The sequence below is a fragment of the Streptomyces coffeae genome (assembly GCF_016741875.1).
GTDB classification, from domain to species: Bacteria; Actinomycetota; Actinomycetes; order Streptomycetales; family Streptomycetaceae; genus Streptomyces; species Streptomyces coffeae.
In genome coordinates, this window is record NZ_JAERRF010000035.1 from 23,640 (window position 1) to 47,664 (window position 24,025).

19 protein-coding genes and 1 pseudogene are annotated in these 24,025 nt (G+C 70.1%); 17 read left to right on the top strand and 3 right to left on the bottom strand.

All coding sequences use genetic code 11. The annotated features are described in order from the left end of the window. From JK363_RS36025 to JK363_RS36055, 7 genes and pseudogenes are all read left to right on the top strand, one after another. A complete protein-coding gene (locus tag JK363_RS36025) occupies nucleotides 1-879 on the top strand; it encodes a diacylglycerol/lipid kinase family protein (RefSeq protein WP_201881935.1) in 879 nt (292 codons plus the stop codon). 66 nt (nucleotides 880-945) lie between these two features. Further along, a complete protein-coding gene (locus JK363_RS36030) occupies nucleotides 946-1,431 on the top strand; it encodes an SRPBCC family protein (protein WP_201881936.1) in 486 nt (161 codons plus the stop codon). A gap of 111 nt (nucleotides 1,432-1,542) precedes the next feature. Continuing rightward, on the top strand, nucleotides 1,543-2,196 hold the full coding sequence (locus JK363_RS36035) for a hypothetical protein (RefSeq protein ID WP_201881937.1): 654 nt from the start codon (nucleotides 1,543-1,545) through the stop codon (nucleotides 2,194-2,196). Nucleotides 2,197-2,432: 236 nt separating this feature from the next. Beyond that, nucleotides 2,433-2,576 (top strand): annotated as a pseudogene (locus JK363_RS36040) (DNA-binding response regulator); the annotation flags it as partial. Between the two features lie 289 nt (nucleotides 2,577-2,865). Further along, nucleotides 2,866-3,171, top strand: coding sequence for an SseB family protein (locus JK363_RS36045; protein WP_236076381.1), 306 nt, complete (start codon nucleotides 2,866-2,868; stop codon nucleotides 3,169-3,171). Continuing rightward, entirely contained in the window at nucleotides 3,168-3,749 is a 582-nt protein-coding gene (locus JK363_RS36050; RefSeq protein ID WP_201881944.1) for a hypothetical protein, read from the top strand. The genes JK363_RS36045 and JK363_RS36050 overlap by 4 nt, the downstream gene beginning before the upstream one ends. Before the next feature lie 184 nt (nucleotides 3,750-3,933). Next, on the top strand, nucleotides 3,934-4,962 hold the full coding sequence (locus JK363_RS36055; RefSeq protein WP_236076382.1) for a 1-aminocyclopropane-1-carboxylate deaminase/D-cysteine desulfhydrase: 1,029 nt from the start codon (nucleotides 3,934-3,936) through the stop codon (nucleotides 4,960-4,962). Between the two features lie 24 nt (nucleotides 4,963-4,986). Here the strand turns inward: JK363_RS36055 and JK363_RS36060 are convergent, their stop codons facing one another. Then, complete coding sequence (locus tag JK363_RS36060) at nucleotides 4,987-6,003, bottom strand: zinc-dependent alcohol dehydrogenase family protein (protein WP_201881946.1); 1,017 nt, start codon at nucleotides 6,001-6,003, stop codon at nucleotides 4,987-4,989. Between the two features lie 175 nt (nucleotides 6,004-6,178). Here JK363_RS36060 and JK363_RS36065 point away from each other — a divergent pair, with 175 nt between their 5' ends. Further along, nucleotides 6,179-7,651 carry an extracellular solute-binding protein gene (locus tag JK363_RS36065; RefSeq protein WP_201881952.1) on the top strand — a complete coding sequence of 491 codons (1,473 nt, stop codon included), beginning with the start codon at nucleotides 6,179-6,181 and terminating at the stop codon, nucleotides 7,649-7,651. Nucleotides 7,652-7,882: 231 nt separating this feature from the next. Continuing rightward, nucleotides 7,883-8,686, top strand: coding sequence for a DeoR/GlpR family DNA-binding transcription regulator (locus JK363_RS36070; protein ID WP_201881953.1), 804 nt, complete (start codon nucleotides 7,883-7,885; stop codon nucleotides 8,684-8,686). A 47-nt stretch (nucleotides 8,687-8,733) separates the two neighbouring features. Here JK363_RS36070 and JK363_RS36075 read toward each other — a convergent pair whose 3' ends face one another. Next, complete coding sequence (locus tag JK363_RS36075; protein WP_307822004.1) at nucleotides 8,734-9,534, bottom strand: DeoR/GlpR family DNA-binding transcription regulator; 801 nt, start codon at nucleotides 9,532-9,534, stop codon at nucleotides 8,734-8,736. A gap of 314 nt (nucleotides 9,535-9,848) precedes the next feature. Here JK363_RS36075 and JK363_RS36080 point away from each other — a divergent pair, with 314 nt between their 5' ends. From JK363_RS36080 to JK363_RS36110, 7 genes are all read left to right on the top strand, one after another. Further along, the gene (locus tag JK363_RS36080) at nucleotides 9,849-11,219 is read left to right on the top strand and encodes an ABC transporter substrate-binding protein (RefSeq protein ID WP_201881955.1); all 1,371 of its coding nucleotides are present in this window, start codon (nucleotides 9,849-9,851) and stop codon (nucleotides 11,217-11,219) included. An 8-nt stretch (nucleotides 11,220-11,227) separates the two neighbouring features. Continuing rightward, a complete protein-coding gene (locus JK363_RS36085; protein WP_201881957.1) occupies nucleotides 11,228-12,181 on the top strand; it encodes a carbohydrate ABC transporter permease in 954 nt (317 codons plus the stop codon). After that, nucleotides 12,178-13,023: a carbohydrate ABC transporter permease gene (locus JK363_RS36090; protein ID WP_201881959.1), complete on the top strand. Its 846-nt coding sequence runs from the start codon at nucleotides 12,178-12,180 to the stop codon at nucleotides 13,021-13,023. Before JK363_RS36085 ends, JK363_RS36090 begins: the two co-directional genes overlap by 4 nt. Nucleotides 13,024-13,079: 56 nt before the next feature. After that, entirely contained in the window at nucleotides 13,080-14,141 is a 1,062-nt protein-coding gene (locus JK363_RS36095) for a 2-hydroxyacid dehydrogenase (protein ID WP_201881961.1), read from the top strand. Nucleotides 14,142-14,147: 6 nt separating this feature from the next. Further along, nucleotides 14,148-15,647 (top strand): FGGY-family carbohydrate kinase, encoded by a 1,500-nt coding sequence (locus tag JK363_RS36100; RefSeq protein ID WP_201881963.1) that lies wholly within the window; start codon nucleotides 14,148-14,150, stop codon nucleotides 15,645-15,647. Nucleotides 15,648-15,860: 213 nt separating this feature from the next. After that, nucleotides 15,861-16,283: an ATP-binding protein gene (locus JK363_RS36105; protein ID WP_201881965.1), complete on the top strand. Its 423-nt coding sequence runs from the start codon at nucleotides 15,861-15,863 to the stop codon at nucleotides 16,281-16,283. Nucleotides 16,284-16,302: 19 nt separating this feature from the next. Continuing rightward, the gene (locus tag JK363_RS36110) at nucleotides 16,303-16,470 is read left to right on the top strand and encodes a hypothetical protein (protein ID WP_201881967.1); all 168 of its coding nucleotides are present in this window, start codon (nucleotides 16,303-16,305) and stop codon (nucleotides 16,468-16,470) included. Between the two features lie 111 nt (nucleotides 16,471-16,581). On the opposite strand, the gene JK363_RS36115 is transcribed toward JK363_RS36110, so the two are convergent. Beyond that, the gene (locus JK363_RS36115; RefSeq protein ID WP_201881970.1) at nucleotides 16,582-18,027 is read right to left on the bottom strand and encodes a glyceraldehyde-3-phosphate dehydrogenase; all 1,446 of its coding nucleotides are present in this window, start codon (nucleotides 18,025-18,027) and stop codon (nucleotides 16,582-16,584) included. Between the two features lie 513 nt (nucleotides 18,028-18,540). Here JK363_RS36115 and JK363_RS36120 point away from each other — a divergent pair. After that, nucleotides 18,541-23,088 (top strand): DUF6531 domain-containing protein, encoded by a 4,548-nt coding sequence (locus tag JK363_RS36120; protein WP_307822006.1) that lies wholly within the window; start codon nucleotides 18,541-18,543, stop codon nucleotides 23,086-23,088. The last annotated feature ends 937 nt before the right edge of the window (nucleotides 23,089-24,025 follow it).

Consider the following 24,025-nt stretch of genomic DNA (forward strand, 5'->3'; position numbering starts at 1 on the left):
ATGCGCCACTTCACCGCCGTCGTCAAACCCACCTCGGGCAGCTCGGGCAGCGAGTCCCTGGTCCCGCTGGCCCGCGCCCTCCGCGAAGGGGGCGCGGAGCTCGAAGTCGAGTACAGCCGCAGTCTCGGCCATGCGCGGGACCTCGCCCTGCGCGCGGCCGAGCGGGGCCGGGTGGTCCTCGGTGTGGGCGGCGACGGGCTGGCGGGGCGGGTCGTCGGCGCCCTGGCCGGGACCGACGCCGTCGCGGGCATCGTGCCCGCGGGCCGGGGCAATGACTTCGCCCGCGCGCTCGGACTGCCCGAGAAGGTGGCGGACCTCGCCGAAGTGCTGCTGCACGCCGAACCCGTGAAGACCGATGCCATCGAGATCGAGTCCGCCGTCCACCAGCGGATGGCGGTCCTGGGCAGTGTGTACGCGGGCGTCGACGCCCTGGCCAACCGGCACGCCGACGACTACCGTGCGCTGGGCGGCGCCGCCTCGTACTACATGGGCGGACTGCGGGCCGTCACCACCTGGCGGCCCGCCCACTACCGCATCACCATCGACGGAACCCCGCACGAGCGCACCGGATACACCGTGGTGGCGGCCAACTCCGGCTACTACGGCTTCGGCCGGCAGATCGCGCCCGGCGCCTCGGTGCGCGACGGTGTGCTCGATGTGGTGGTCATCCACCATGCCTCACGGCTGCTGTTCTTCAGCATGATGAACGAGCTCAAGACCGGACGGCACATCCGGCGGCCGGAGGTGGAGATCCTGCACGGACGCGAGGTGCGTATCGAGGCCGACCGGGCGCTGCCCTACGGCGCCGACGGCGAGGTGGAGGCCGAACTGCCGGTGACGGCACGGGTGTTGCCGGAGGCGCTGCACCTGCTCTGCTGAACGAGATGTGCTGAACCTGGTCTGCTGACCGGCAGCAACGATGGAGGAGCCGATGAGGAGAGGCCGATGACGGATGACATGGTGTCCGAGACCATCCGGATCGCCCGCCCGCCGCGGGCGGTGTACGACACGGTGACGCGGGTGGCCGACATGGGCCGCTGGAGCCCCGAGTGCACCGGGGGCGAAGTCAAGGGCGGCGTCGCCACGGAGATACGTGCGGGGACGCGGTTCACCGGGCACAACCGCTCCGACCGGCGCCCGTGGTCGACCGCGTGCACCGTTACCGCGGCCGACCCCGGCGAGCGTTTCACCTTCGTGGTCCGCGCCGCGGGGCTGCGCATCGCGGTCTGGAGCTACCGCTTCGAACCGCTCGACGAGGGCCGGGCCACCCAGGTCACCGAAACCTGGATCGACCAGCGCGGAGGGCTGATGCGCCTCATCAGCCCGGTGGTCTCCGGGGTGCGCGACCGGGCCGAGTTCAACCGGCGCGGCATGCGGCAGACCCTGCAACGGCTCAAGGAGGCGCTGGAGGAGGAACACCGGACGGTCTGAGGACGAGTGCGGGGCCGTCCGGGCGCCGTGCGTACCCGGCGACCGGACGGCTCGGGCACCCGGGCGGAAAGGGTGTGGGCGCGGTTCCCGCACCCGGGGTACGGTCCGCCCATGCCTGGATCATCAGAGACCAGCCCCCGCCCCTCCCCCGTCACCGCGGACGACCTCGGCCTCGCCGTACGGCTCGCCGTGGATGTGCTGCGCACGGCACCCCCGGACGCCTGGGACGGCAGGGCCGGTGCGCTGGAGTGGGACTGCTGGGAGACGGCAGAGCACCTCAGCGACGACCTCTTCGCGTACGCCGCCCAACTGGGCCCCGCCACGCCGCCGTTGGACGGCGAGGTGCCCTTCGTATGGGAGAGCCGCCGCCCCGGTGGCCCGGCGAACGCCATCCACGCCGACCGCACGGCGGGGCCCGTCGGGCTGCTGCGCGTACTCGAGGCGAGCGGCGCACTGCTGGTGGCCATGGTGCGTACGGCGTCCCCGCACACCCGCGCCTACCACGTCTTCGGCACCGCGGACCCCGAAGGCTTCGCCGCGATGGGCATCGTGGAAACCCTGGTGCACACCCATGACATGGCCGAGGGGCTCGGGCTCGGCTGGGAGCCGCCCGCCGGACTGTGCACACGGGTGCTCGCCCGGCTGTTCCCCGACGTCCCGGCCACCATCGCCGAACCGTGGCCCACGCTGCTGTGGGCCACCGGCCGTATCGACCTGCCCGGACACCCCCGGCGCACCACCTGGCGCTGGGACGGCACACCGTGATGGACCCGCACGGACGCCTACGGCGGTGATGGGAGGCCGGTCGTCGCACTGGGGACGGCCAACCCCCTGGCGGTGGACCTCGGCATCGCGCTCCTGGTCCAGGCGGCGATGACGATGCCGTTCGTCGTGCCCCGCGGGCCCGAGCTGGAGCCCGCGACCGGTGGCTGTGCGTACGGCGCCGGAGCGGGCGGAGGCCGCCTTCGACGCGATCTCCGAAACGGGCCGGGGCGCCATGGCGGAGCTGCGCCTGGGGCGACTCCCTGCTCGCGCCGTCCGTGGCCCGGCGCCTGGTGGAGCAGTACACCCGGTCGGCCGCCCGGCCGCGGCGGCCCGACCCCTGGCTGGAGGTGCTGACCGCGAGCCCGCCGACGACGCTGGTGCCGCCGCCGGCCTTCGGCAAGCCGTAGGGCACCCTCCGCCTTGTGAGCGAAGCATCACATTGGGCGGGATGGCCATGAAGCCAAGATCCCATTTGAGCCACCGGCGGAGTGGGGGTGACAGCGGGGTGGCTGTGGGCTTCATCATGGGCGCGAACGGCTCGCTCCCGTCCGGATCGTGGACCTGATGTGCGACGATCTCCGATGGGTGGTCACACCTCATGGCCACGGAGCGATACGGGGGAAAGACATGTCGTTGCGCGATTTGGTGCGCGATGAGGCAATTGCCTCGATGTCTCGTTCGGACCGGTTGACAGCGCTGCGGTCGGTGCGTCTGTACTTCCAACGGCCGGATGAACCGGGCTTCTTGGTCTCCGAGACGGAAGAGGGCCCGGTCGTCCCGGTCTTCACCTCCCTGGAACGGCTCGCGCTGTTCGCGGGCGTCTGCCCATGGGCCTCCACGACGCTCGAGGACGTGGTGGAGCTGCTGCCCGAGGGCGTACGCGCGCTGGTCGACCCGCTGGGCCCGCGGACCGTTGTGCTGGACGCGCGGTCATTGGAGGACACCGACGAGCAGGGGCCGGAGGACGCCACGTGAGCGGGAGCCACGACAAGGGCGGTTCGGCCGGGAACGGCCCAAAGCCCGGTGACGGCTACCGGGTGGAGATCACGTCGGTGCAGAAGGTGCTGATTCCGCTGGAGGAGTCGGTCGTCGCCGCGGGGAAGATCAAGAAAGACTGGAAATCCCTGGCGGACAACATCCAGAACGCCGCCGCATTCGACATCTACTCCTCCTCGGAGAAGATGCTCTCCTCCTGGGGCTTCGGTATGGGCCGGGTCGCCGACCAGGCCAAGGTCGTGGTGGAAACACTGCGGCAGGTGATCGCTGCCTATATGCTCGCTGACCTGCTGCGCATCAAGGACTTCGCGCCGACCGAGCACAACATCGCCAAGCTGCCCTTCGGCGAGCACGGGATGAAGGCATGGAAGGACGGCTACCGCCCCACGTTCGACCCGCCACCGGAGATCTACCAGGAGCCGTGGCTGGACGACAACGGCGGTGGCAGTGGGAGTGGCGGCAGTAGCGGTAGTTATCAGGACGTACCGACCAGGCCGCGGCTTCGATACGACGGCGGCTGGGAAGTCGACGGCGGAGGAAAGGGAACCATCGCGTAACGCACCAGTCCGCTCGCGCGTCCGGAAGCCCCTTCCTGCGCCCCTCGTTCTCCCCGGAGGCCGAGGGGCGCGCGCACGCCGTCGCGAGCGCCCACAGGGTGTGCCGAGGACGTTTCCGGGGGACGCTGGCGGTGCCCACCAGCCGCCCCGACCACGAGCGGCCGACCGCCGAAAGGACCGCAGAATGGTGCGCCCCGTCATGCCCCGCCACCCCGAGCTCCATGACCGGTTTCCCGCACCCGCGGCCACCGTCCCCTACCTGCCGCTCGGCCAAGCCCCCACGCCCGTACGGGATTTGCCAGATCTGGTACCCGGCCTCTCACTCTGGTGCAAGGACGAGAGCGGCTACGGCCACGGCGGCTGGGGCGGCAACAAAGTGCGCAAACTCGAATGGCTGCTGCCCGAAGCACAACGTCGCGGGGCGCGGACCCTCCTCACCGTCGGAGGTCTCGGCACCAACTGGGGCCTGGCCACCGCGCTGTACGCCAGGGAGCAGGGTCTGGCCACCGCCCTGGCCCTCATCGACCAGCCGGTCGACGACCATGTCCGGGCCCAGCTGGTGCGGTTGCGCCGGTCCGGGGCCACGCTCCACTTCACCCGCACCAAGCTGCGCACCATGGCCGCCGCCCCCTGGCTCTTCCTGCGCCACACCACCGCGGGACGGCCGCCGCACTACCTCCCCGCGGGCGGCTCCACCCCGGTCGGCACGCTCGGCTATGTCGAAGCCGCCCTCGAACTCGCGGCGCAGATCGCGGCGGGTTCCCTCCCCGAGCCCTCCCACGTCATCACCGCCGTCGGCAGCGGAGGCACCGCCGCCGGGCTTGTCCTCGGCCTGCGTCTCGCCGGGCTCCGTACCCGTGTCGTGGGCGTGGTGGTCAATGACACGCTCCGCCTGGACCCACCCACCGTGGCCGGTCTGGCCCACAGGACCGTACGCCTCCTCCGGTCACGCGGCGCCGACCTCCCGCCGATCCGCATCGGACCGGAGCACCTGACCCTGGTACGCCACTGGCTCGGCCCCGGCTACGGCCACCCCACACCGGAGGCCCTGCGCGCCCAACACCTCGCCGACGAGGCCACGTCCCTGCGACTGGAACCCGTGTACACGGCGAAGGCCATGGCCGCGCTGCTCGCCCTCGCGGCCGACGGCCGCCTGGGCACGGGCCCCGCGCTCTTCCTCCACACCCATGGCCCACGCCCCGCCCATCCCTGAGTGATGGCCTCGCCCCACCGTCCGTCACCCCATGACAACGGCCTTGACGCTGGTCGAGCCGGCGACCGCGGACAGTGCGTCGCCGAACCGTTCGAGCGGGAAGCGGTCGGTGATGATGCCGTCGGTGCGGATGCGGCCGGTCCGCAGGAACAGCAGGGCGCGGTCGAAGCGGTGGGTCTGTGCGAAGGAGCCCTTGATGGTGAGTTCGCGGGAGAAGATCTCGTAGGGAGAGAAGGGCACGGTGTCGTCGGCCCCGGCCATCCCGTAGACCAGCACGGTTCCGCCGGTGCGGGTCATCTCCGGACACATGGCCAGCACGGCGGGAGCCCCGGTGGCTTCGATGACCGCGTCGAATCCGGAGGGGGCCAGTGCGCGCAGCCGTCGTAGCGACGCCTGTGGATCCGAGCGGTCCATCCGCACCGTTTCGTCGGCTCCCAGGTGCCGGGCCACGTCGAGTTTATGGGGGCTGGGCGCGGCGACGGTGACACGGGCCGCGCCGCCGTGGACGAGGAGTTGGGCGAGCAGCAGACCGGTGGGGCCCGCGCCGAAGAGGAGTACATCGGACCCCGGGCGCAGCGCCAGCACATCGGCCCCGTGTATCGCACAGGCCAGGGGCTCGGTGAGGACGGCCGTCATCGGCTCCAGACCGTCGAGGGGGAAGCACTTCTCGGCCCGTGCCACGAGCAAGTCGGCAAAGCCACCGGGGCCGTTGACGCCGAGCGAGAAGAAGTGGTCGCAGTACAGGGGCTGGTCGCGTCGGCAGGGCGCGCAGTGGCCGCAGAGCACCGTGTTGTCGACGGCCACCAGGTCACCGATCGACAGTCCTGCGACGCACTCACCGAGCGACTCCACTTCGGCGACGATCTCGTGTCCGGGGATCAGCGGGAAGCGGGCCATGAATCCGCCGGCCAGCAGATGCCGGTCGGTACCGCAGATCCCGGTGGCCACGGTGCGCAGGCGGACCTGCTCCGGGCGCGGCCGCGGATCGTCCACGTCCATGACGCGGAAGTGGTGGGGCCGATCGAAGACCACTGCTCGCATGTCTGCGCTCCTGACGGTGGAGGTGGGAAAGGTGTCCTCCGTGGCCGGTGAAACGATAGGTCAGCCATAAATATCACGCAAGATGCGTTAACAAACTGCTGATCTTCTACTAAGAATGCTGTACACCATCGTTCGCGCCCCACGACTCGACGACTTCAAGGGACGACGCACTCCCATGCCCTCTCTCCTTCCTCTCAGACCCCCGAGGCCCCGCATCAGCCGCCGCGCCCTCCTGGGTGGCGCCGCCATCGCCGGGGCGGCGGGTCTGCTCACCGCCTTCGCGGACCACCTGGACGCGGACTCCCTCGCCGACACCGTGCCGTGGCAGTCGTCCGCGGGTACCACCTTGACTTTCCTCTCCGAGAACACCGCACCGACCGCCGCGATCGCTGCCCACCTCGAGCCGTTCACCGAGCTGACCGGGATAAGGGTCCGCATCGTCACGCTGAAACTGTCGGCCCTGGCGCGGAGGGTGGCCCGCGACATCGACTCCCGGGAGGGGGCGTACGACGTGGTGTACGCGGACCCCTATCTGGTGCTGGCCCCCTACGCCTCCGCCTTCACCGATCTGCGGGAGTTCGAGGACGACGGCGCGATGCCGCATCTGGCGGGCGGCTTCCGCGACTTCATCCCCACCCACCTGGACGCGGCCGGACGCTTCGAGGACGACACCACCGTGCTGGCGCTGCCGTACGACTGCCCGACCATGGTCTGGCAGTACCGCGCCGATCTGTTCACGAAGCACCGGGCGCGGATGGCCGACGACCTCGGCTTCGATCCCACACCCGCCGAGAACACCACCTGGGAGCAGTACTACGCCATCGCCCGGTGGTTCAACGACCAGACCGACGAGGTGCGCTACGGCACCGGACACCAGGCCAACCGGCACGACTCCCTGATGTGCGACTTCTCCAATCTGCTCTGGTCCTACGGCGGCGACTACTTCCTCGACGGATCACGCGTCGGCCGTCTGGGCACTCAGGACCCCGGCACCTGTCAGCTGCGCTCGGCCGCGGCGGTCGAGGGGGCCGCCTTCTACCAGCGGCTGCTGAAGATCGCCGACCCCGGCTCCCGCACCTGGGACTGGGACGGGCTCGGCGCCGCCTTCCGCGCCGGACGCATCGCCATGTGCCCCAACTGGCACGAGTACGCGGCGTCCAACGAAGCCGCCCTCCCCGGGAAGGTCGGCTACGCCCGGCTGCCCAAGGGCCCGGTCCGCTCGGCCGGAATGTACGGCGGCACCGGTATCGCCATCTCGAACCTCGTTCCGGCCCGGCGCCGCAAGGCCGCCTGGCTGTTCCTGAACTGGGCCACCGCCCCGAGGACCCAGCTGGCCGTCCTCGCGAGCAAAGTGGGCGGCGGGACTCCCACCCGCGGCTCCGTGTACGCGATGCCACGTGTCACCGCGGCCGAGCGCCGGCCCTCCCCCATGCCCACCATGCTCTCCACACGTGCCGTACGGCAGGTGTGGGATCCCCAGAACATCGGGCTCAGGCCGAAGATCCCCCTGTGGGCGGAGTGCGACACGGCCATCTACGACGAGTTGTCCGGGATGCTCGCCGGGGACACCTCACCCGCCGGGGCGATGCGCGCCGCGGCCGATCGCGTCGACCGCATCACGGCCCGCGGACAGGCGGACCGGCCATGAACGCCTCCCTGACCGCGTCCGGTGAGGTGGAGACCGAGGTGGAGGTGGAGGCGCCGGTCACCGCACCGGTACGGTCTGGAGCGACCGGAGGATCGGGAAGAACGGAAGGAAGCGGAGCGGGACACCGACCGGGACACCGGACGAGGCCGCTCACGTCCGTACGACGATCAAGCCGCTGGTGTGCCCGGGGACGGGCCGAACCGCGCCGGGCGCGGAGGGGAAGGAGGCCGTATGCCGGCCAAGGCACGGCTGTCGCAGGCCGCCGTCGAGGAGCGGCGGCAGGCTGTCCTGCGCCATGTTGTCGAGCACGGCGAGATCCGCATCGACGATCTGGCTACGCGCTTCGACGTCAGCCTGATGACGATGCACCGCGATCTCGACGACCTGGCCGCCCGCCATCTGCTGCGCAAGGAGCGCGGTCGCGCCGTCGCCTTCCCCGCCCTGACCATGGAGACCGCCACCCGGTTCCGGGAGAGCGCGCGGCTGGCGGCGAAGACCGCGCTGTGCGCGGCGGTGGCCGACCGGATCACCCCGGGGAGCACCCTGCTGCTCGACGACTCCACCACCCTCTACCCGCTGGCCGACGTCCTGGCGTCGGTCGGCCAACTCACCGTCGTCACCAACTCGGTGGGCCTCGCCCAGCGGCTGAGCGGCGCGGCGGAGGTGGACATCACGCTGCTGGGCGGGCGCTACAACGGCGAGTTCAACTGCTGCACCGGCCCGGATGTCGTCAGCGCCCTCTCCCGGATCCGCGCCGATCTCGCTCTGACATCCGCCACCGCGATCCTCGAGGGGCGGCTGTTCCATCCCTTGCGCGAGTACGCGGAGATCAAGGAGGCCATGCTCGCCTCCGCGAACCAGTCGCTGCTGCTGGCCGACCACTCCAAGTTCGGCAGGACGGCCACGTACGGGTACGGCACGGCCGCCGTCTACGACGCGGTGGTCACCGACACCGGTACACCGGAGGAGGAGATCGCGGCCATCCGTGGTCTCGGGGTGCGTGTGGAGAGTGTCGCCCCCGAAGAACCCTCCTGACCCGTCCGCGTCTCCTGACCCGACCGCGCTTGCTGCCCCCTCCGCGGCTACGGAACGGCCGGGGCCACGGTCTCCACCCGGACCCCGTGGCCCCGGATCGCGTCGATCTCGTGCTCCGGTGTGCCCGAGTCGACGATGACCGCCTCGTAGGAGCCGATGTCACCGAAGGCGTAGGTGGCGGTCTTGCCGAACTTCGTGTGGTCGGCGAGCAGCAGCGAACGCTCGGAGCAGGCGATCATGGCCTCCTTCACATCCGCGTACTCGCGCAGCGGGTGGAAGAGGCTGCCTTCGAGGATCGCGGTGGCGGACATCAGGCACAGATCGGCGCGGATCCGGGACAGAACGCGGGTGACCTCGGGGCCGGTGCAGGAGTTGAACTCACTCCGGTAGTGGCCGCCCAGCAAGGTGATGTCCACCCCGGTGGCCGGTGCCAGACGCTGGGCGATGCCGACCGAGTTGGTGACCACCGAGAGCTGTTCGGACCCGGCCAGGAGGTCGGCCAGCGGATACAGAGTGGTGGAGTCGTCCATGACGAGGGTGTCACCGGGACGGATCCAGCCCGCCGCGGCCTCGCACACGGCCTGCTTGGCCGCGAGGTTCTCCGATTCGCGGAAGCGGGTGGCGGTCTCCATGGTCAGGGCGGGGAAGGCGACGGCCCGGCCGCGTTCCTTGCGCAGCAGATGGCGCGCCGCGAGGTCGTCGAGGTCGCGGTGCATCGTCATCAGACTGACGCCGAAGTGGGCGGCGAGGTCGTCGATGCGGACCTCCTCGTGCTCGGCGACATGGCGCAGGACGGCCTGACGGCGCTGTTCCACGGTGGCCTGCGACGACCGAACCTTGGCGGGCACCTGTCCTCCCTCGCTGGCGGTACCGGCTCCGGCGGCCGGTTCTCGTGGCGCGATCGCCACGGCGCGACCGCGGTCGGCACACCTCGGTGACCTCGATGTCGAGGTTCCCATATGCCCCTGCTCGCGCAAGGCGATACGGCCCCCGCGTCACCGGTGGCGGGACTGAAGGCGGTCACCCCGTCACCGGCCGTTGCCGCGCGCGCCCCCGGGGAAGGTGAGAGCATCACGATGAAGGCCCGCGATCATGCTCGTGCCGACCGTGGACAACGCCGTGCTGGTCCGGCAGGCACGCCGACGGCGGAGAGGGATCCGGTATGTCGCGACCACCGCTGGGGCGGCGGGTGACCGGTGTCGCGGCCGGCATCTGCGCGGCGGGGCTGCTGGCGGTGGGCTGTGGTGGATTCGGCGGGGTGGGGGCCGGTGACGGCACCACCGTCTCGGTGGCCGTGGTGGCCAATCCGCAGATGAAGGACATGGAGGCGCTGACCCCGTCCTTCGAACGGTCCCACCCGGACATCCGGGTGCGCTTTGTGACACTGCCGGAGAACCAGGCACGACAGAAGATCACCGAGTCGGTGGCCACCGGTGGCCGTGAGTTCGACATCGTCATGATCAGCAACTATGAGACGCCCATCTGGGCGCGGAACGGCTGGCTGGCCGACCTCCAGGGGCGGGCCGACCGCACCCCCGGCTACGCGCCGTCCGACTTCATCGCCCCGATCCGCGCCGCGCTGTCCTACCGCGGACACCTCTACTCGGTCCCCTTCTACGGCGAGTCGTCGTTCCTGATGTACCGCAAGGACCTCTTCGCGGCCCGGGGGCTGACCATGCCGAAGCGGCCCACCTGGCGGCAGGTGGCGCGCTTCGCGAAGGCGCTCGACGACCCCGGGCACGGGGTGGCGGGGATCTGTCTGCGCGGGGCCCCGGGCTGGGGCCAGGTGCTCGCACCGCTGAACACCGTGATCAACACCTTCGGTGGCCGCTGGTACGACCTGCGGTGGAACGCCCAGCTCACCACCCCGGAGGTGGAGCGGGCCGTCGGGTTCTACGTCTCCCTGGTGCGCCGGCACGGAGAGCCGGGGGCGGCCAACGCGGGTTTCACCGAGTGCGCCACCCACTACGCCCAGGGCAAGGCGGCCATGTGGTACGACGCCACCTCGGCGGCGGGTGTGCTGGAGGATCCCGCGAGCAGCAAGGTGGTCGGCAGAACGGGATATGTGGCGGCACCGGTGGAGCGCATGGCGTGGTCGGGCTGGCTGTACTCCTGGTCGCTCGGCATTCCCCGGACCAGCACCCATCAGGACGCCGCCTGGACGTTCATGTCCTGGGCCACCTCCCGGGAGTACATCGAGCTGGTGGGGCGGCGGCTGGGGTGGTCCCGGCTGCCGCCGGGCAGCAGATACTCCACCTACGCCATCCCGCAGTACCGGCGGATCGCGCGGGCGTTCGCGGGCCCCACGTTGCAGGGCATCCGCCACGCCGACCAGCAGCGCCCCACCGTGCTGCCCGTGCCGTACACCGGTGTGCAGTTCCTGGACATCCCCGAGTTCCAGGATCTGGGCACCCGGGTGAGCCAGCAGATCAACGCGGCCATCAGCGGACAGGAATCGGTGCGCACCGCACTGGCGCAGTCCCAGCGCTACGCCCGGACCGTCGGCCGCGATCAGCAGCGGCTGGGCCGCTAGGTACCGCCATGGCAGTCGGCTCTCTCCCACCCGCGGGCCCGACGGCAACCGCCGGGCCGCTCCCCGCACGGCGCCCGCCGCGGCGGGCGGCAGGGCGGCGCGGTTGGCCGCTGGCTCCGGCCCTGCTGTGGCTGGTCGTCCTCACCCAGCTGCCCTTCGTCTTCACCGTGGTCTTCTCCTTCCAGTCCAGGAATCTGCTCCGGCCGGGGTCCGAGCACTGGGTGGGCCTGGCCAACTACACGAACGTGTTCACCGACAACGTGTTCCGCGCGGCGCTGCTCACCGAGATCGAGCTGACCGTTCTGACGGTCGCGTTCGCCATGGCGCTGGGGGTGGCGCTGGCGGTGCTGCTCGACCGCCGTTTCCCCGGCCGGGGCCTGGCCCGCACCCTGCTGATCTCGCCGTTCCTGGTGATGCCCGCGGTCGCCGGGCTGCTGTGGAAGACCGCCATGTTCGACCCGGTCTTCGGGCTCGTCAACTACACGGCGTCCTGGTTCGGCGTCCAGGGCACCGACTTCGTCAACCATTTCCCCGTGGCGTCGGTGGTCACGGTCCTGGTCTGGGAATGGACACCGTTCATGATGCTCATCGTCCTCGCCGGGCTCCAGAGCCAGCCGACCGAGATCCTGGAGGCGGCCCGAGTGGACGGCGCCGGGCCCTGGGCCACCTTCCGCTGGATCACCCTGCCGTATCTGCGCCGCTACATCGAACTGGGTGTGCTGCTCGGTGCGATCCACCTGGTCAACACCTTCGATGTGATCTACATGATGACGCAGGGCGGCCCCGGCACCCGGACCACCAATCTGCCCTACTACATCTACCAGCGGGCGTTCCTCGGCTTCGACGTCGGGCAGTCCTCCGCGCTGGGCGTGGTCACGGTCGCCGGAACACTGGTGGCCGCCGCACTGGCGCTGCGACTGCTGTTCACGGCGTTCACCGGCACCGGGGCGGGCGACCGATGAGGATCCCCGCCACGCTCCGCCCGCCGTACCGCCGCCGGTTCGGCCGGTGGCTGTGGACCACCGGAACCTGGCTGGTGACCGCCGTGTTCTTCTTCCCGGTGCTGTGGATGGTGCTCACCGCGTTCAAAACCGAGGCGGACGCCTACACCGCCTCCCCCAAGGTGGTGTTCGCACCGACGCTCGAGCAGTTCCGGGCGGTGTTCGCCGAGGGCGTCGGCCTCTATCTGGGCAACTCCGCGCTGGCCGCCGCGGCTTCCACCGCCATCGTGCTGCTGCTTGCGACACCGGCGGCGTACGCACTGTCCATCCGGCCCGTGGGCCGATGGCGCGATGTGCTGTTCTTTTTCCTCTCCACCAAGATGCTGCCGGTGGTCGCCGCGATCATTCCCGTGTATCTGGCCGCGCGCGGCCTGGGCGCGCTCGACAGCATCGGCACCCTGATCGTGCTGTACGCGGCGATGAACCTGCCGGTGGCGGTGTGGATGCTGCGCTCGTTCTTCCTGGAGATTCCGCGCGAGGTGCTGGAGGCGGCACGGGTGGACGGGGCGACAGCGCGTCAGGAGGTGATGTGGGTGTTGCTTCCCATGGTGGCGCCCGGTATCGCCGCCACCGCGCTGATCTGCGTGATCTTCTCCTGGAACGAGTTCTTCCTGGCGTTGAACCTGACGTCGGTCCGGTCCGCGACGATGCCCGTCTTCCTCGTCGGCTTCATCACCAGCGAGGGGCTGTACTGGGCGAGGCTGGCCGCGGCGGCCACACTGGCCTGTCTGCCGGTGCTGCTGATGGGGTGGCTGGCTCAGCGCCAGCTCGCCCGCGGCCTGTCCATGGGGGCGGTGAAATAGCCGGTGACCGCCGAGACCCGTTGCGAAAACACCGAGCAGGACAGAGAGGAGCAGCGGTGCGTGTCCTAGTCGTCGGCGACCACTTCATCCCGGCCGCCTGCTATGTCGAGGCCCTGGCCGAGGTGTCCGGGCGGGACACCGGCCCGGACATCGGCCCGGTCCGCAGTGTCGACTGGTCCGGGACCAAGGCCGAGCAGCACGCCGCGCAGCAGGAGATGGAGCTGCGGGGGCCGGAGGCGGTGCCGGTGCCCGGTGAGATCGTCGAGGCGCTCGGGGACACCGGGGTGCTCGCCGTGCACTTCGCGCCGGTGTCCGCGCAGATGCTGCGGGCCGCGCCGACGCTGCGTGCGGTGTGTGTCGCCCGGACCGGGCTGGAGAACGTGGACGTGGCCGCCGCCACCGAACGCGGTATCGCCGTCGTACCGGTCTACGGACGCAATGCCTCGGCCGTGGCCGAACTCGCCCTGGGGCTGATGCTCGCCGAGGCGCGCGACATCGCGCGCGCGGATGCGTCGGTGAAGGCCGGAGGGTGGCGCAAGGACTTCGGCGGCCCCGGGGACGAGATCGGTGGCAGCACCGTCGGCATGGTGGGCATGGGCCATGTGGGGCAGGAGCTGGCCGACCGGTTGCGCGGCTTCGATGTGCGCGTTCTGGTCCATGACCCGTATGTGCCGGACGCGGTGCTGGGGCGCCACGGTGCACAGCGGGCGGCCGATCTGGACACGGTGTTCCGGGAGTCCGACGCCGTGCATGTGTTCGCCCGGCTGACACCGGAGACCGAACGGTTCATCGGGCGGCGGCACTTCGCGCTGATGAAGCCCACCGCGTACTTCTTCAACACCGCGCGCAGCCGTCTGGTGGACACCGACGCGCTGTACGAGGTGCTGGCGGCCGGCCGGATCGCCGGGGCCGGGCTCGATGTGCATGACGAGGAACCCCTGCCCGCCGACAGCCCGTGGCGCGCGCTGGACAATGTCACGCTCACCACCCACTACGGCGGCGACACGGTCACCACCAATGTGCGTTCGGCCCGGCTGGTCGCCGAGGTCATCGCCGAGCTGGCGGCGACCGGGCGCTGTCCGGGCGCGGTCAACGCCCGTGAACTGGAATGGATGTAACACCCCGTGCGTGAACTGTTGCTGGGTATCGACGCCGGGCAGACCGTGACCAAGGCGCTGCTGTTCGACGCCACCGGGCACGAGGTGGCGCGCGGCAGCGCGACCGTGCCGCTGAGCAGCCCCCGGCCGCACTGGGTCGAACGCGATATGGACGAGGTGTGGCACGCGGCACGGCTGGCGATCAGGGACTGCCTCGAGGCGGCGGGCGAGGAGGCGGGCCGGGCCGTGGCGGCGGTGGGGCTGTCCGGACACGGCGACGGTGTCTATCCCGTGGACGGGCGGCTGCGACCGGTGCGCACGGCGATCCTCGCGCTGGACACCCGGGCCGAACCCCTGCTGGAGGACTGGCGGGACACCCCGCTGTGGGAGCGTGCCCTGTACCGCTCCGGTCAGGTGCCCTTCGCGGGCTCTCCGGCGGCCCTGCTGCCCTGGCTCGTGCGCCACGACCCGGACGCGGTGCGGCGCAGCCGGTGGCTGCTGTTCTGCAAGGACTGGCTCCGGCTGAAGCTGACCGGCACACCCACGACCGATCCCACGGACGCCAGCGCCTCGTTCACCGATGTCCGCACCCGGGCCTACTCGCCGGAGCTGCTGGAGCTGTACGGCGTCAGTGATCTGGCCGGGAAACTGCCGCCGGTGCTGGCCTCCGACGCCCTGGCCGGAACGGTCACACCCGAGGCCGCCGCGGCCACCGGGCTCACCGCCGGTACCCCGGTGGTCACCGGTGCGCACGATGTGGACGCCGCCTCGATCGGGGTGGGGCGGCTGGATCCGGGTGAACTGTCCCTGGTGGCCGGGACGTTCAGCGTCAACCAGGTGATCAGCGATCGGGTGGTGCTCGACCCGCGCTGGCAGGTCCGTGGTTTTGTCCGGCCGGATCAGTGGATGATCATGTCCACCTCACCGTCGTCGGTGGCCAACCTCGAGTGGTTCCTGCGGGTCATGGGCGTGACCACCGGAGCGGGGGAGCGTGTGCACGATGTGATCGCCCGGGAGGTCGCCACTCACCTCGGCGGACCGTCGGAGATGGTGTTCCACCCCTTCCTCTACGGGTCCCCGCACGGGCGGCCCACCTCGGGCACCTTCCTCGGTATGCGCGGCTGGCACACGCGGGGCCATGTACTGCGGGCGCTGCTGGAGGGCGTGGTGCTCAACCACCGCTGGCATGTCGACGCCCTGTGCTCGACGCTGCCCGTCACCGGCCCCGTACGGCTCACCGGCGGCGCCGCGCGCAGCGAGATCTGGAGCCAGATGTTCGCCGACGCGCTGGCCCGGCCGGTCGAGATCACGGATGTGGCGGAGAGTGCGGCCCGCGGCGCGGCCCTGCTCGCCGCCACCGCGGTCGGACTGCTGGACGGCCTCGATGACCCCCGCGCCCGGGTGGCGGTCAGCAGACGGCATGAGCCGGATGAGGGGCGGGTGGCGGTGCTGGAGGAGGCGTACCAGGTGTATCTGGGGGCGCTGGAGGCGCTGGGACCGACGTGGTCACGCCTTGCCGCCGACTGACCACATAGATGTATCACATAAATAGAGATCTTTTAGCTAAATTTATGGGATTTCTGCCCTGAATCTCTTGTAATATCGATGGGCCGGGCGTACACCGGAACTAAGGGCATCAGCAAGCCGCCGACCCCCGCCCGGAAGCGACCCGAACCCATGTGTGTTACCGCCAGCCTGCTTGCCTCGCCGGTCGGCCCCCGACCGGCGGAGCCCCCGCCGATGGCGCCCACCCCGGTCTCCGGATGCGACGCCCTGCTCGCCCTGCCCGCCGAAGCCGCCCTGGTCGGCTGCGCCCGCCACTTCGCCGAGAACGTCCTCACCCAGTGGCATCTGCCGTCCGGCGAACGCGATGCCGCCGTCCTCGTCGTCGGGGAGCTGGCCGCCAACGCGGCCCGGCACGGACGCAGCAGGATGACACTCCGGCTGACCCTCGGCCCGGGCGCCCTCCAGCTCGTCGTGTCCGACCACGGTCTGCTCCCCCGCCCCAGGCGGCCGCACACCGCCCCCGACCCCGACGAACACGGCCGCGGTATCCCCCTCGTGGAAACCCTCGCCACCCGGGTCGAAACCCGCCACCACGACAATGGCCACTGGGTCCGCGCCACCCTGCCCGTGACCGCGGCGCACCCGATGGCCGCATGAGCGGCCTGCCGGCCTGCTGGTGACACTGCACGCGGCACTGACCCTGAGCCGGCTCGGCGGCTACGCCTGCCTCGTGTCCAGGGCACGCGGAGTGTTCCAGCGGCCCCGGATCCGCCGTGCCCTGGACCGTGTGACCGGTGTGGTGCTCATCGGCTTCGGGGCGCGGATCGCCACCGACACCCGCTGACGCCCGCGTCGGCGCGCCACGGCCGCGAACGGCGGTGGGGGAGCAACCGGATCCCCCTCGGGATCGGCTGCTCCCCCACCACAGAACGACGGATCGGACCGTCCGCCCGGGTCAGACCACCGGGGCCGGGTACGTCGGGTACTCCACTCCGGAGACGTACTGGACAACGCGGATGACCTGGCACGAGTAGCCGAACTCGTTGTCGTACCAGAGGTAGAGGATCGCGTTGTCGCCGTCGACCTTGGTGGCGCCCGCGTCGACGATCGAGGCGTGGCGCGAGCCGATGAAGTCGTTCGAGACCGCGTCGGGAGCGCTGGTGAAGTCGATCTGGCGCTTGAGCGGCGAGGTCAGCGAGACATCACGGAGGTAGTCGAGAACCTCCTCGCGGGTGGCCTCGCGTGCGAGCCGCAGATTGAGGATCGCGATGGAGACATCCGGCACCGGCACGCGGATGGAGCTGCCGGTGATGGGCGCCTTGAGGTCGGGAAGCGCCTTGGCCACGGCGGAAGCCGCACCGGTCTCGGTGATGACCATGTTGAGCGGCGCGGAGCGGCCGCGGCGATCGGCCTTGTGGTAGTTGTCCAGCAGATTCTGGTCGTTGGTGAACGAGTGAACGGTCTCCACATGGCCGCGCAGCACACCGTACTCGTCCGCCATCGCCTTCAGCGGCGGGACGATCGCGTTGGTGGTGCAGGACGCGCAGGACAGGATCTGCTCATCCGGCTTGATCATGTCGTGGTTGACGCCGTGCACGATGTTGGGGACATCACCCTTGCCCGGCGCGGTCAGAACGACCTTGTCGACGCCGGGGCGCAGGTGCTGCGACAGACCCTCGCGGTCGCGCCACTTGCCGGTGTTGTCGATCAGGATGGCGTTGTTGATGCCGTACGCCGTGTAGTCGATCTCCGACGGGTCGTTGGCGTAGATCACCTTGATCTCGTTGCCGTTGGCGACGATCGTGCTGTTCGCCTCGTCAACGGTGATCGTGCCCTGGAACTGGCCGTGGATGGAGTCACGGCGCATCAACGAGGCGCGCTTGACGATGTCCTGGTCACCGCCCCGGCGGACGACGATGGCGCGCAGCCGCAGGCCGTTGCCGGAACCGGCCTTCTCGATGAGCAGCCGGGCCACGAGGCGGCCGATACGGCCGAACCCGTAGAGGACCACATCGCGCGGCTCGCTGCGCTCGATCTTGTTGTCGCCGGTGGCGCCCGCGACGGCCTCGGCGGTGAACTCCTCGACCGACAGACCGCGGTCGTCGGTGCGGTACGTCTCGGCGAGCAGGCCGAGGTCGATCTGGGACGGGCCGAGATCGAGCGTGGTCAGAGCCTGAAGGAACGGCAGGGTGTCGGTGACCGAGAGTTCGACACCCGCGATCTGCCGTGCGAATCGATGGGTCTTGAGGATGCTGACCACCGACTTGTTCACCAAGGAGCGGCTGTGAAGCAGGACAGTGACGTCCCGCTCCCGATGCAGCTTCCCGATGATCGGGATCATCGACTCCGCGATCTCCTCGCGATTTTTCCAGTTGGTGAACGAGTCCTCGTTGACAGTCACAGCGCATCTTTCGAGCTAGGCGGTGCTCATATGCTACCCCCGCCCTCACGATGATCGTTCAAACGCCCCCCTCGGGCGGGATCCTGTGAGGGGTCTCATCGCCGGGCCAGGGCATCACTTTGGACCGATATACCCTTTGTGCACCGCCTTGTGGACGCCCATACCGTCGCGCTCCGCACCGGTGGCATGACACCGTGCGCGCGCAGTGCGATGCACACCACCCCCGGGCCCCCGCCCGGCGCGTGGTGGTGATCGTCGCAGCGCTCATATCCCCGCCGCCACATGCGAAGATGCCCCCCATGTCCGGGAGATGGGGAAGGTCGGGTCCACCCGGGCACGGGGGCAGGCCGATATCGGCGGACCTGGTGTGCCGAGAAACCACCAGGCGGATGCCGGAGCGAGCCCAAGGGGAACCGCAACAGCTGCGGCGGTAGTCATCAGGACGTACCGACCGGGCCGCGGCTTCGGTACGACGGCGGCTGGGAAGCCGACGACGGGGGAAGGGAACATCGCGTGACGCACAAGGACGCCATCGAAGGCGGCGCGACCGAGCGCATACCGCAAGGCGCCAAGCCTTCTGAGGTCATACCCGGCTCACCGAAGACCATCGAGGACCTGGCCGTCAAACTCCGCGCCTACTCCGGCGCGTTCAAGGACGGAGAGGACCAGCTCGGCGTCCTGTCCCTGATGAACTGGACCGGCGCCGCCAACGAAGGCTTCAAAGGCGCCACCGACAAACTCCCCAAAGAACTGGAGTCCGCCCAGACCTACTTCACCTCCGCCGCAAGCGCCCTGGACTCCTACGCCGCCAAACTGCGGTCGGTGCAAAAGCGCGTCAAACCGATCATCGATGACGCCGACGAGGCCCGCGCCGCCTCCAAGCGCTACTGGGCTCGGGTCAAGGAATACAACGCCGCGGTGGACCGCAAGGACGACACCCTGCCCGAGCGCCCGCCGGAGGACGACCCCGGACTCGCCGCGCTGAACAGCTGCTACGGCCGCCTGGACAAACTGGAGCACGAACTCCAGCTCGTCGTCTCCGCGTCGAAGAAGAAACTGGACACCGCGGCCAAAGAGGCCCCGGACAAACCCCCCGCCCCCTCCGGCTGGGACACGTTCAAAAAGGGCCTCGGGGACTTCTTCGGCGGCGCGGGCGAGACCGTCAGCGGCTGGTACAACGACTTCGACGACCTCGTCAACGACGGCATAGGAGGCGCCGGACTGCGCCTCGCGGGCATGGTCGACGGCGCCGCCTACGCCGCCGACCACCCCAAAGAGTTCGCCAAGGCCGTCGTCAACTGGGACGAATGGCAACGCAACCCTGCCCGCGCCGCCGGCCAGCTCACCCCCGAACTCCTCCTCGCCCTCGCATCCGGCGGCTCAGGCGCCATCCGACGGGGCGGCTCCGCGGCCAAAAACGCCGCGCAACGCCTCCTCAACCGCGAACGCGCCCTCTGCCGCGACGGCCGAGCCCGCGGGCGCACGAACAGCGATCCGGACAACAACAGCACACCGAACGGGGAGCGGCCCACCACCGGTGAGCCGATCGATGTGGCCACCGGCGAGATGGTCATGTCCGCCACCGACGTCGCCCTGCCCGGAGTGCTCCCGCTGGTCCTGGAGCGCCACTACGTCTCCGGGCACCCCTGCGGCGGGTGGTTCGGCCGCACCTGGGCGGGCACCCTCGACCAGCGCCTGGAGATCGACGACGAGGGTGTCGTCTACATCACCGACGACGGCATGCTCCTGGCGTACCCGATACCGGAGCCCGGTGTCCCCACGCTGCCCGCCTCCGGCCCCCGCTGGCCGCTGTGCTGGGACGGCAAGCCGGACGGCACGTTCACCATCACCGCCCCGGAACACCACCGCACCCTCCACTTCAGCCCGCTCCCGGCAGCCGGCCGGGAGCTCGCCCTGACCGCGATCACCGACCGCACCGGCGACAACGACGGCGACCGCATCACCATCACCTACACCACAGACGGCACCCCAACGGAGATCAACCACTCCGGCGGCTACCGCATCGCCATCGACACCGACCCACAACTGCTGCGCATCACCGCCCTGCGCATGCTCCACGGCGAGGACCACCAGCACAGCACCACCCTGATCTCCTACGGCTACAACCAGGCCGGAGACCTCAGCGAGATCATCAACTCCACCGGGAAACCACTGCGCTACCAGTACGACGACGCACACCGCATCACGTCCTGGACCGACCGCAACGGCACCACCTACGCCTACGTCTACGACCACCGCGGCCGCGTCCTGCGCGGCATCGGCCCCGACGGCACCCTCTCCGGCCGGCTCCACTACAGCACCGACGGCCGCACCACCCGCTACACCGACTCTCTCGGCAACACCACCACCTACGCCCACAACAACGCCTACAAGGTGATCGCGGAGACGGATCCGCTGGGCAACACCACCCACACCGAATGGGACACCAACAACCGCCACCCCATCGCCATCACCAACCCACTGGGCCACACCACCCGCTATCACTACGACAACCACGACCGCCTGACCACCATCGAGCACCCCGACGGCACCGTCAGCAGAGCCGTCCGCAACGCGTGGGGCCTGCCGCTGGAGATCCATGAACGGGGCGGCGCGGTATGGCGCCACACCTATGACGCACGCGGGGCGCACACCTCCACCACCGACCCCAGCGGGGCCACCACCTACTACACATACGACAACAAGGGTCACCTCTCGGCGATCACCGATGCGCTGGGCCACACCATCGAGGTGACCACCAACGGCGCCGGTCTGCCGGTCACCGTCACCGACCCCCTCGGCCGGACCACCCATGTCGGCCGGGGCCCCCACGGCCAGATCACCGCGATTACCGACCCGCTCGGTGGGACCACCCGGCAGGGCTGGACCATCGAAGGCCGACCCGCCTGGCGCGAAACCCCCGATGGCGCCCGCGAGGTGTGGCAGTGGGACACCGAGGGCAACCTCGCCCACCACACCGACCAGGCCGGACACACCACCACCTACACCCACACCTACTTCGACCAGCCGGTCACCCGCACCGACCCCGACGGCGCCCGCTACACCTTCGGCTACGACACCGAACTTCGCCTGACCACCGTCACCAACCCCCAGGGCCGCCAGTGGCGTTACGACTACGATCCGGCAGGCCATCTGGTCGCCGAGACCGACTTCAACGGCGCCACCCGCACCTACACCCGTGACGCCGCGGGCCGCCTCACCGCACGGACCAACGCACTGGGCGAAACACTGCGCTACACCCTCGACACCGCCGGGCGCGTCCTCGCCCAGCACGACGAGAGCACCGGCGAAGAGACCACCTTCGCCTACGACGCCAACGGCGCTCTGATCCAGGCGGCCAACCCCACGACCGAGCTCACCCGGGAACACGACCCGCTCGGCCGCCTCATCGCGGAAACCCTCAACGGCCGCACCATCAGACACACCTATGACGCCCTGGGCAGACGTACCCGGCGTACCACCCCCTCGGCCCGCACCTCCGACTGGTCATGGGAGGCGACGGGGTACCCGTCCACGCTCACCACCGGCGGCAACACCCTCTCCTTCACCTATGACGCGGCAGGCCGGGAGACACAGCGCGCCACCGGAGCGGTCACCCTGGCTCAGGGCTGGGACACGGTGGGCCGCCTGACCTCGCAGAGCCTCACCACCTCACCCGAGGGCCTTCTCCAGCACCGCAGCTACACCTACCGGACCGACGGCTACGTCACACAGATCCGCGAACTCACGACTGGAACCCGTGACTTCACCGTCGACAGCATGGGGCGGGTGACCGGGGTCCAGGCACACGGCTGGACCGAGAAGTACGCCTACGACAGCGCGGGCAACCAGACACACGCCACCGCTCCGGACCACGCGGCGTCCGGTGACCGCGCCTACCACGGCACCCTCATCCGCCACGCGGGCCGCACCAGCTATGAACACGACGCCGCGGGCCGCCTCATCCGCAGGACCCGCAGACTCCTCAACGGCCGGACCCGCACCTGGACCTACACCTGGAACACCCACGACCGCCTCACCGAGGTCACCACCCCGCAGGGCGACCGCTGGTGCTACACCTACGACCCGCTCGGCCGCCGCACCGCGAAACGCCACCTCCTGGACGACGGTACGGTCGCCGAGGAAGTCCATTTCACCTGGGACAGCGCCCACTTGGTGGAACAGATCACCTCGGGCGGCACGGTGACGACGTGGGACTACGCCCCGCTCACCCATCGCCCGGTAGCGCAGACCACACACCGGACAGCTGAGGCCGTTCCCGGGAGCGCCAACGCGGTTCTCGCCCTCGCCGACGTACCTCAGTCCGAGTACGACGCGCGCTTCCACGCCATCATCACGGACCTGGTCGGCATGCCCACCGAACTGGTCACCCCCGACGGCACCCTCGACTGGCAACTCCGCACCACCGTATGGGGCACACCGCTCCCCGCCCCGTCCGGCGACGTGGAGTGCCCGCTCCGCTTCCCCGGCCAGTACGCCGACGCCGAAACCGGCCTCCACTACAACTACTTCCGCCACTACGACCCGGAAACCGCCCGCTACGTCACCACCGATCCGCTCGGCCTCGGTCCGGCGCCCAACCCCGGCGCCTACGTCCACAACCCGCACACCTGGAGCGACCCGCTCGGCCTCGCGAAGTGCCCGACCGCGAAGGCCCAGGGCGCGGCGGACAAGATCATCGACAGTGCCGCACAGGGCAAGATGAGAAAGGCCAGCAACTATCATCCGCACTTCGACAACGACGAACGCGTGCTGGAAATTCTGAAGAATCCGGACGCGGTCTATCTCTCCGAAGGCCAGAAGGGAAACCTCATCTTCCGGCAGGGCGACGACATCGTGGTCACCAAGGGAGCCGGCGCCGGTGCGGGCGACGTCATCACGGGCTACGGACCGTCCGGCCGCAAGGGAACCAGCGGGGTCGACGCGACGGGCGGATCACCGGACGACCCCGGAACCCCTATCTCACACGACGACATCGTGAACGGTAAGATTCCGAACACGAAGGGTGGATATTTGAACCCCGCGAAGCAGATCAAATGAGGCGACCCATGGTGAAATTCTCGGTCGGTGACACCATGAGTGCCGAAACGACGCGAACTCCGCTGACCTTCGCACCGCGTTTCGACTTCTCCGGTCCCCAGGTGATCGTCGCCGGATATACGGACCCGGAAGGGCGTGAGCGGCAACTGGCGCACACTTTCGGCAGCGCACCGTGGCTGTGGTCGGAGGACGATGAGTTCCGGTTCGACCAGGCCGGCCGGGAGCTGTCCCACGCCACGTTCTCCGTGCCCCCGCAGTCCGCTCCCGCCGACTCCTGCCGCCGGGTGCCCGACGGGCCGGACCCGCTGCCGGGCGGGCTGCGCGCGGACACCGCCGAGAATTTCGCCCTGCCGCAGACGACGGTGTTCTGCTGCGACCCCGAAGCCGCCGAGTTGAGGTGTGTGAGGGACCTCGGTGTGCTCGACCGGCCGCTGGACGCCCGGATCGGCATCGCCCCCGATGTGACCCTCCTCGTACAGGAGGGCGCGGTGGCGGGCTGGAGCCTCACCGATCCCGCCCGCTACCTGACCGACGGCTTCGCGGAGCCCGAGGCCACCGCACCCTCCCCCGCCACCCGGCGCCGGCTGGCCGAGTGCCTGGACCTGGTCTCCTCCCCGCTCGTGGACGAGGTGATGGACCAGGACGCGGCAGCCTGGCGCATGCTCCGGACCACCGAACGCGCCTTGCGCGATCAGCGGGAGGACCGGCGGCGAGCGGATGTCCTGCACCAGGTCATCAGCCGGCTGATGGAGGATTACGAGCCGTGAGGCCCGATGCGGCCGATGTAGCCGTCCGGGCGCACCAGAACGGAGGTTCCGTCCATGGCGTCGTAGGCGGCGCGCGTGGCCGTGGCTGTCCATGACGTACCGGCCGGGTGCGGACCGCCCCGGGGGGAGAACGGTCCAGGAGTGCGGTTCGTCCGGGCCGGGCGCGCCGA

Coding starts and splice junctions, on each gene's coding strand:
- JK363_RS36025 (WP_201881935.1), top strand. CDS start 1: ATGCGCCACTTCACCGCCGTCGTCAAACCCACCTCGGGCAGCTCGGGC.
- JK363_RS36030 (WP_201881936.1), top strand. CDS start 946: ATGACGGATGACATGGTGTCCGAGACCATCCGGATCGCCCGCCCGCCG.
- JK363_RS36035 (WP_201881937.1), top strand. CDS start 1,543: ATGCCTGGATCATCAGAGACCAGCCCCCGCCCCTCCCCCGTCACCGCG.
- JK363_RS36045 (WP_236076381.1), top strand. CDS start 2,866: ATGTCTCGTTCGGACCGGTTGACAGCGCTGCGGTCGGTGCGTCTGTAC.
- JK363_RS36055 (WP_236076382.1), top strand. CDS start 3,934: ATGGTGCGCCCCGTCATGCCCCGCCACCCCGAGCTCCATGACCGGTTT.
- JK363_RS36060 (WP_201881946.1), bottom strand. CDS start 6,003: ATGCGAGCAGTGGTCTTCGATCGGCCCCACCACTTCCGCGTCATGGAC.
- JK363_RS36065 (WP_201881952.1), top strand. CDS start 6,179: ATGCCCTCTCTCCTTCCTCTCAGACCCCCGAGGCCCCGCATCAGCCGC.
- JK363_RS36070 (WP_201881953.1), top strand. CDS start 7,883: ATGCCGGCCAAGGCACGGCTGTCGCAGGCCGCCGTCGAGGAGCGGCGG.
- JK363_RS36080 (WP_201881955.1), top strand. CDS start 9,849: ATGTCGCGACCACCGCTGGGGCGGCGGGTGACCGGTGTCGCGGCCGGC.
- JK363_RS36085 (WP_201881957.1), top strand. CDS start 11,228: ATGGCAGTCGGCTCTCTCCCACCCGCGGGCCCGACGGCAACCGCCGGG.
- JK363_RS36090 (WP_201881959.1), top strand. CDS start 12,178: ATGAGGATCCCCGCCACGCTCCGCCCGCCGTACCGCCGCCGGTTCGGC.
- JK363_RS36105 (WP_201881965.1), top strand. CDS start 15,861: ATGGCGCCCACCCCGGTCTCCGGATGCGACGCCCTGCTCGCCCTGCCC.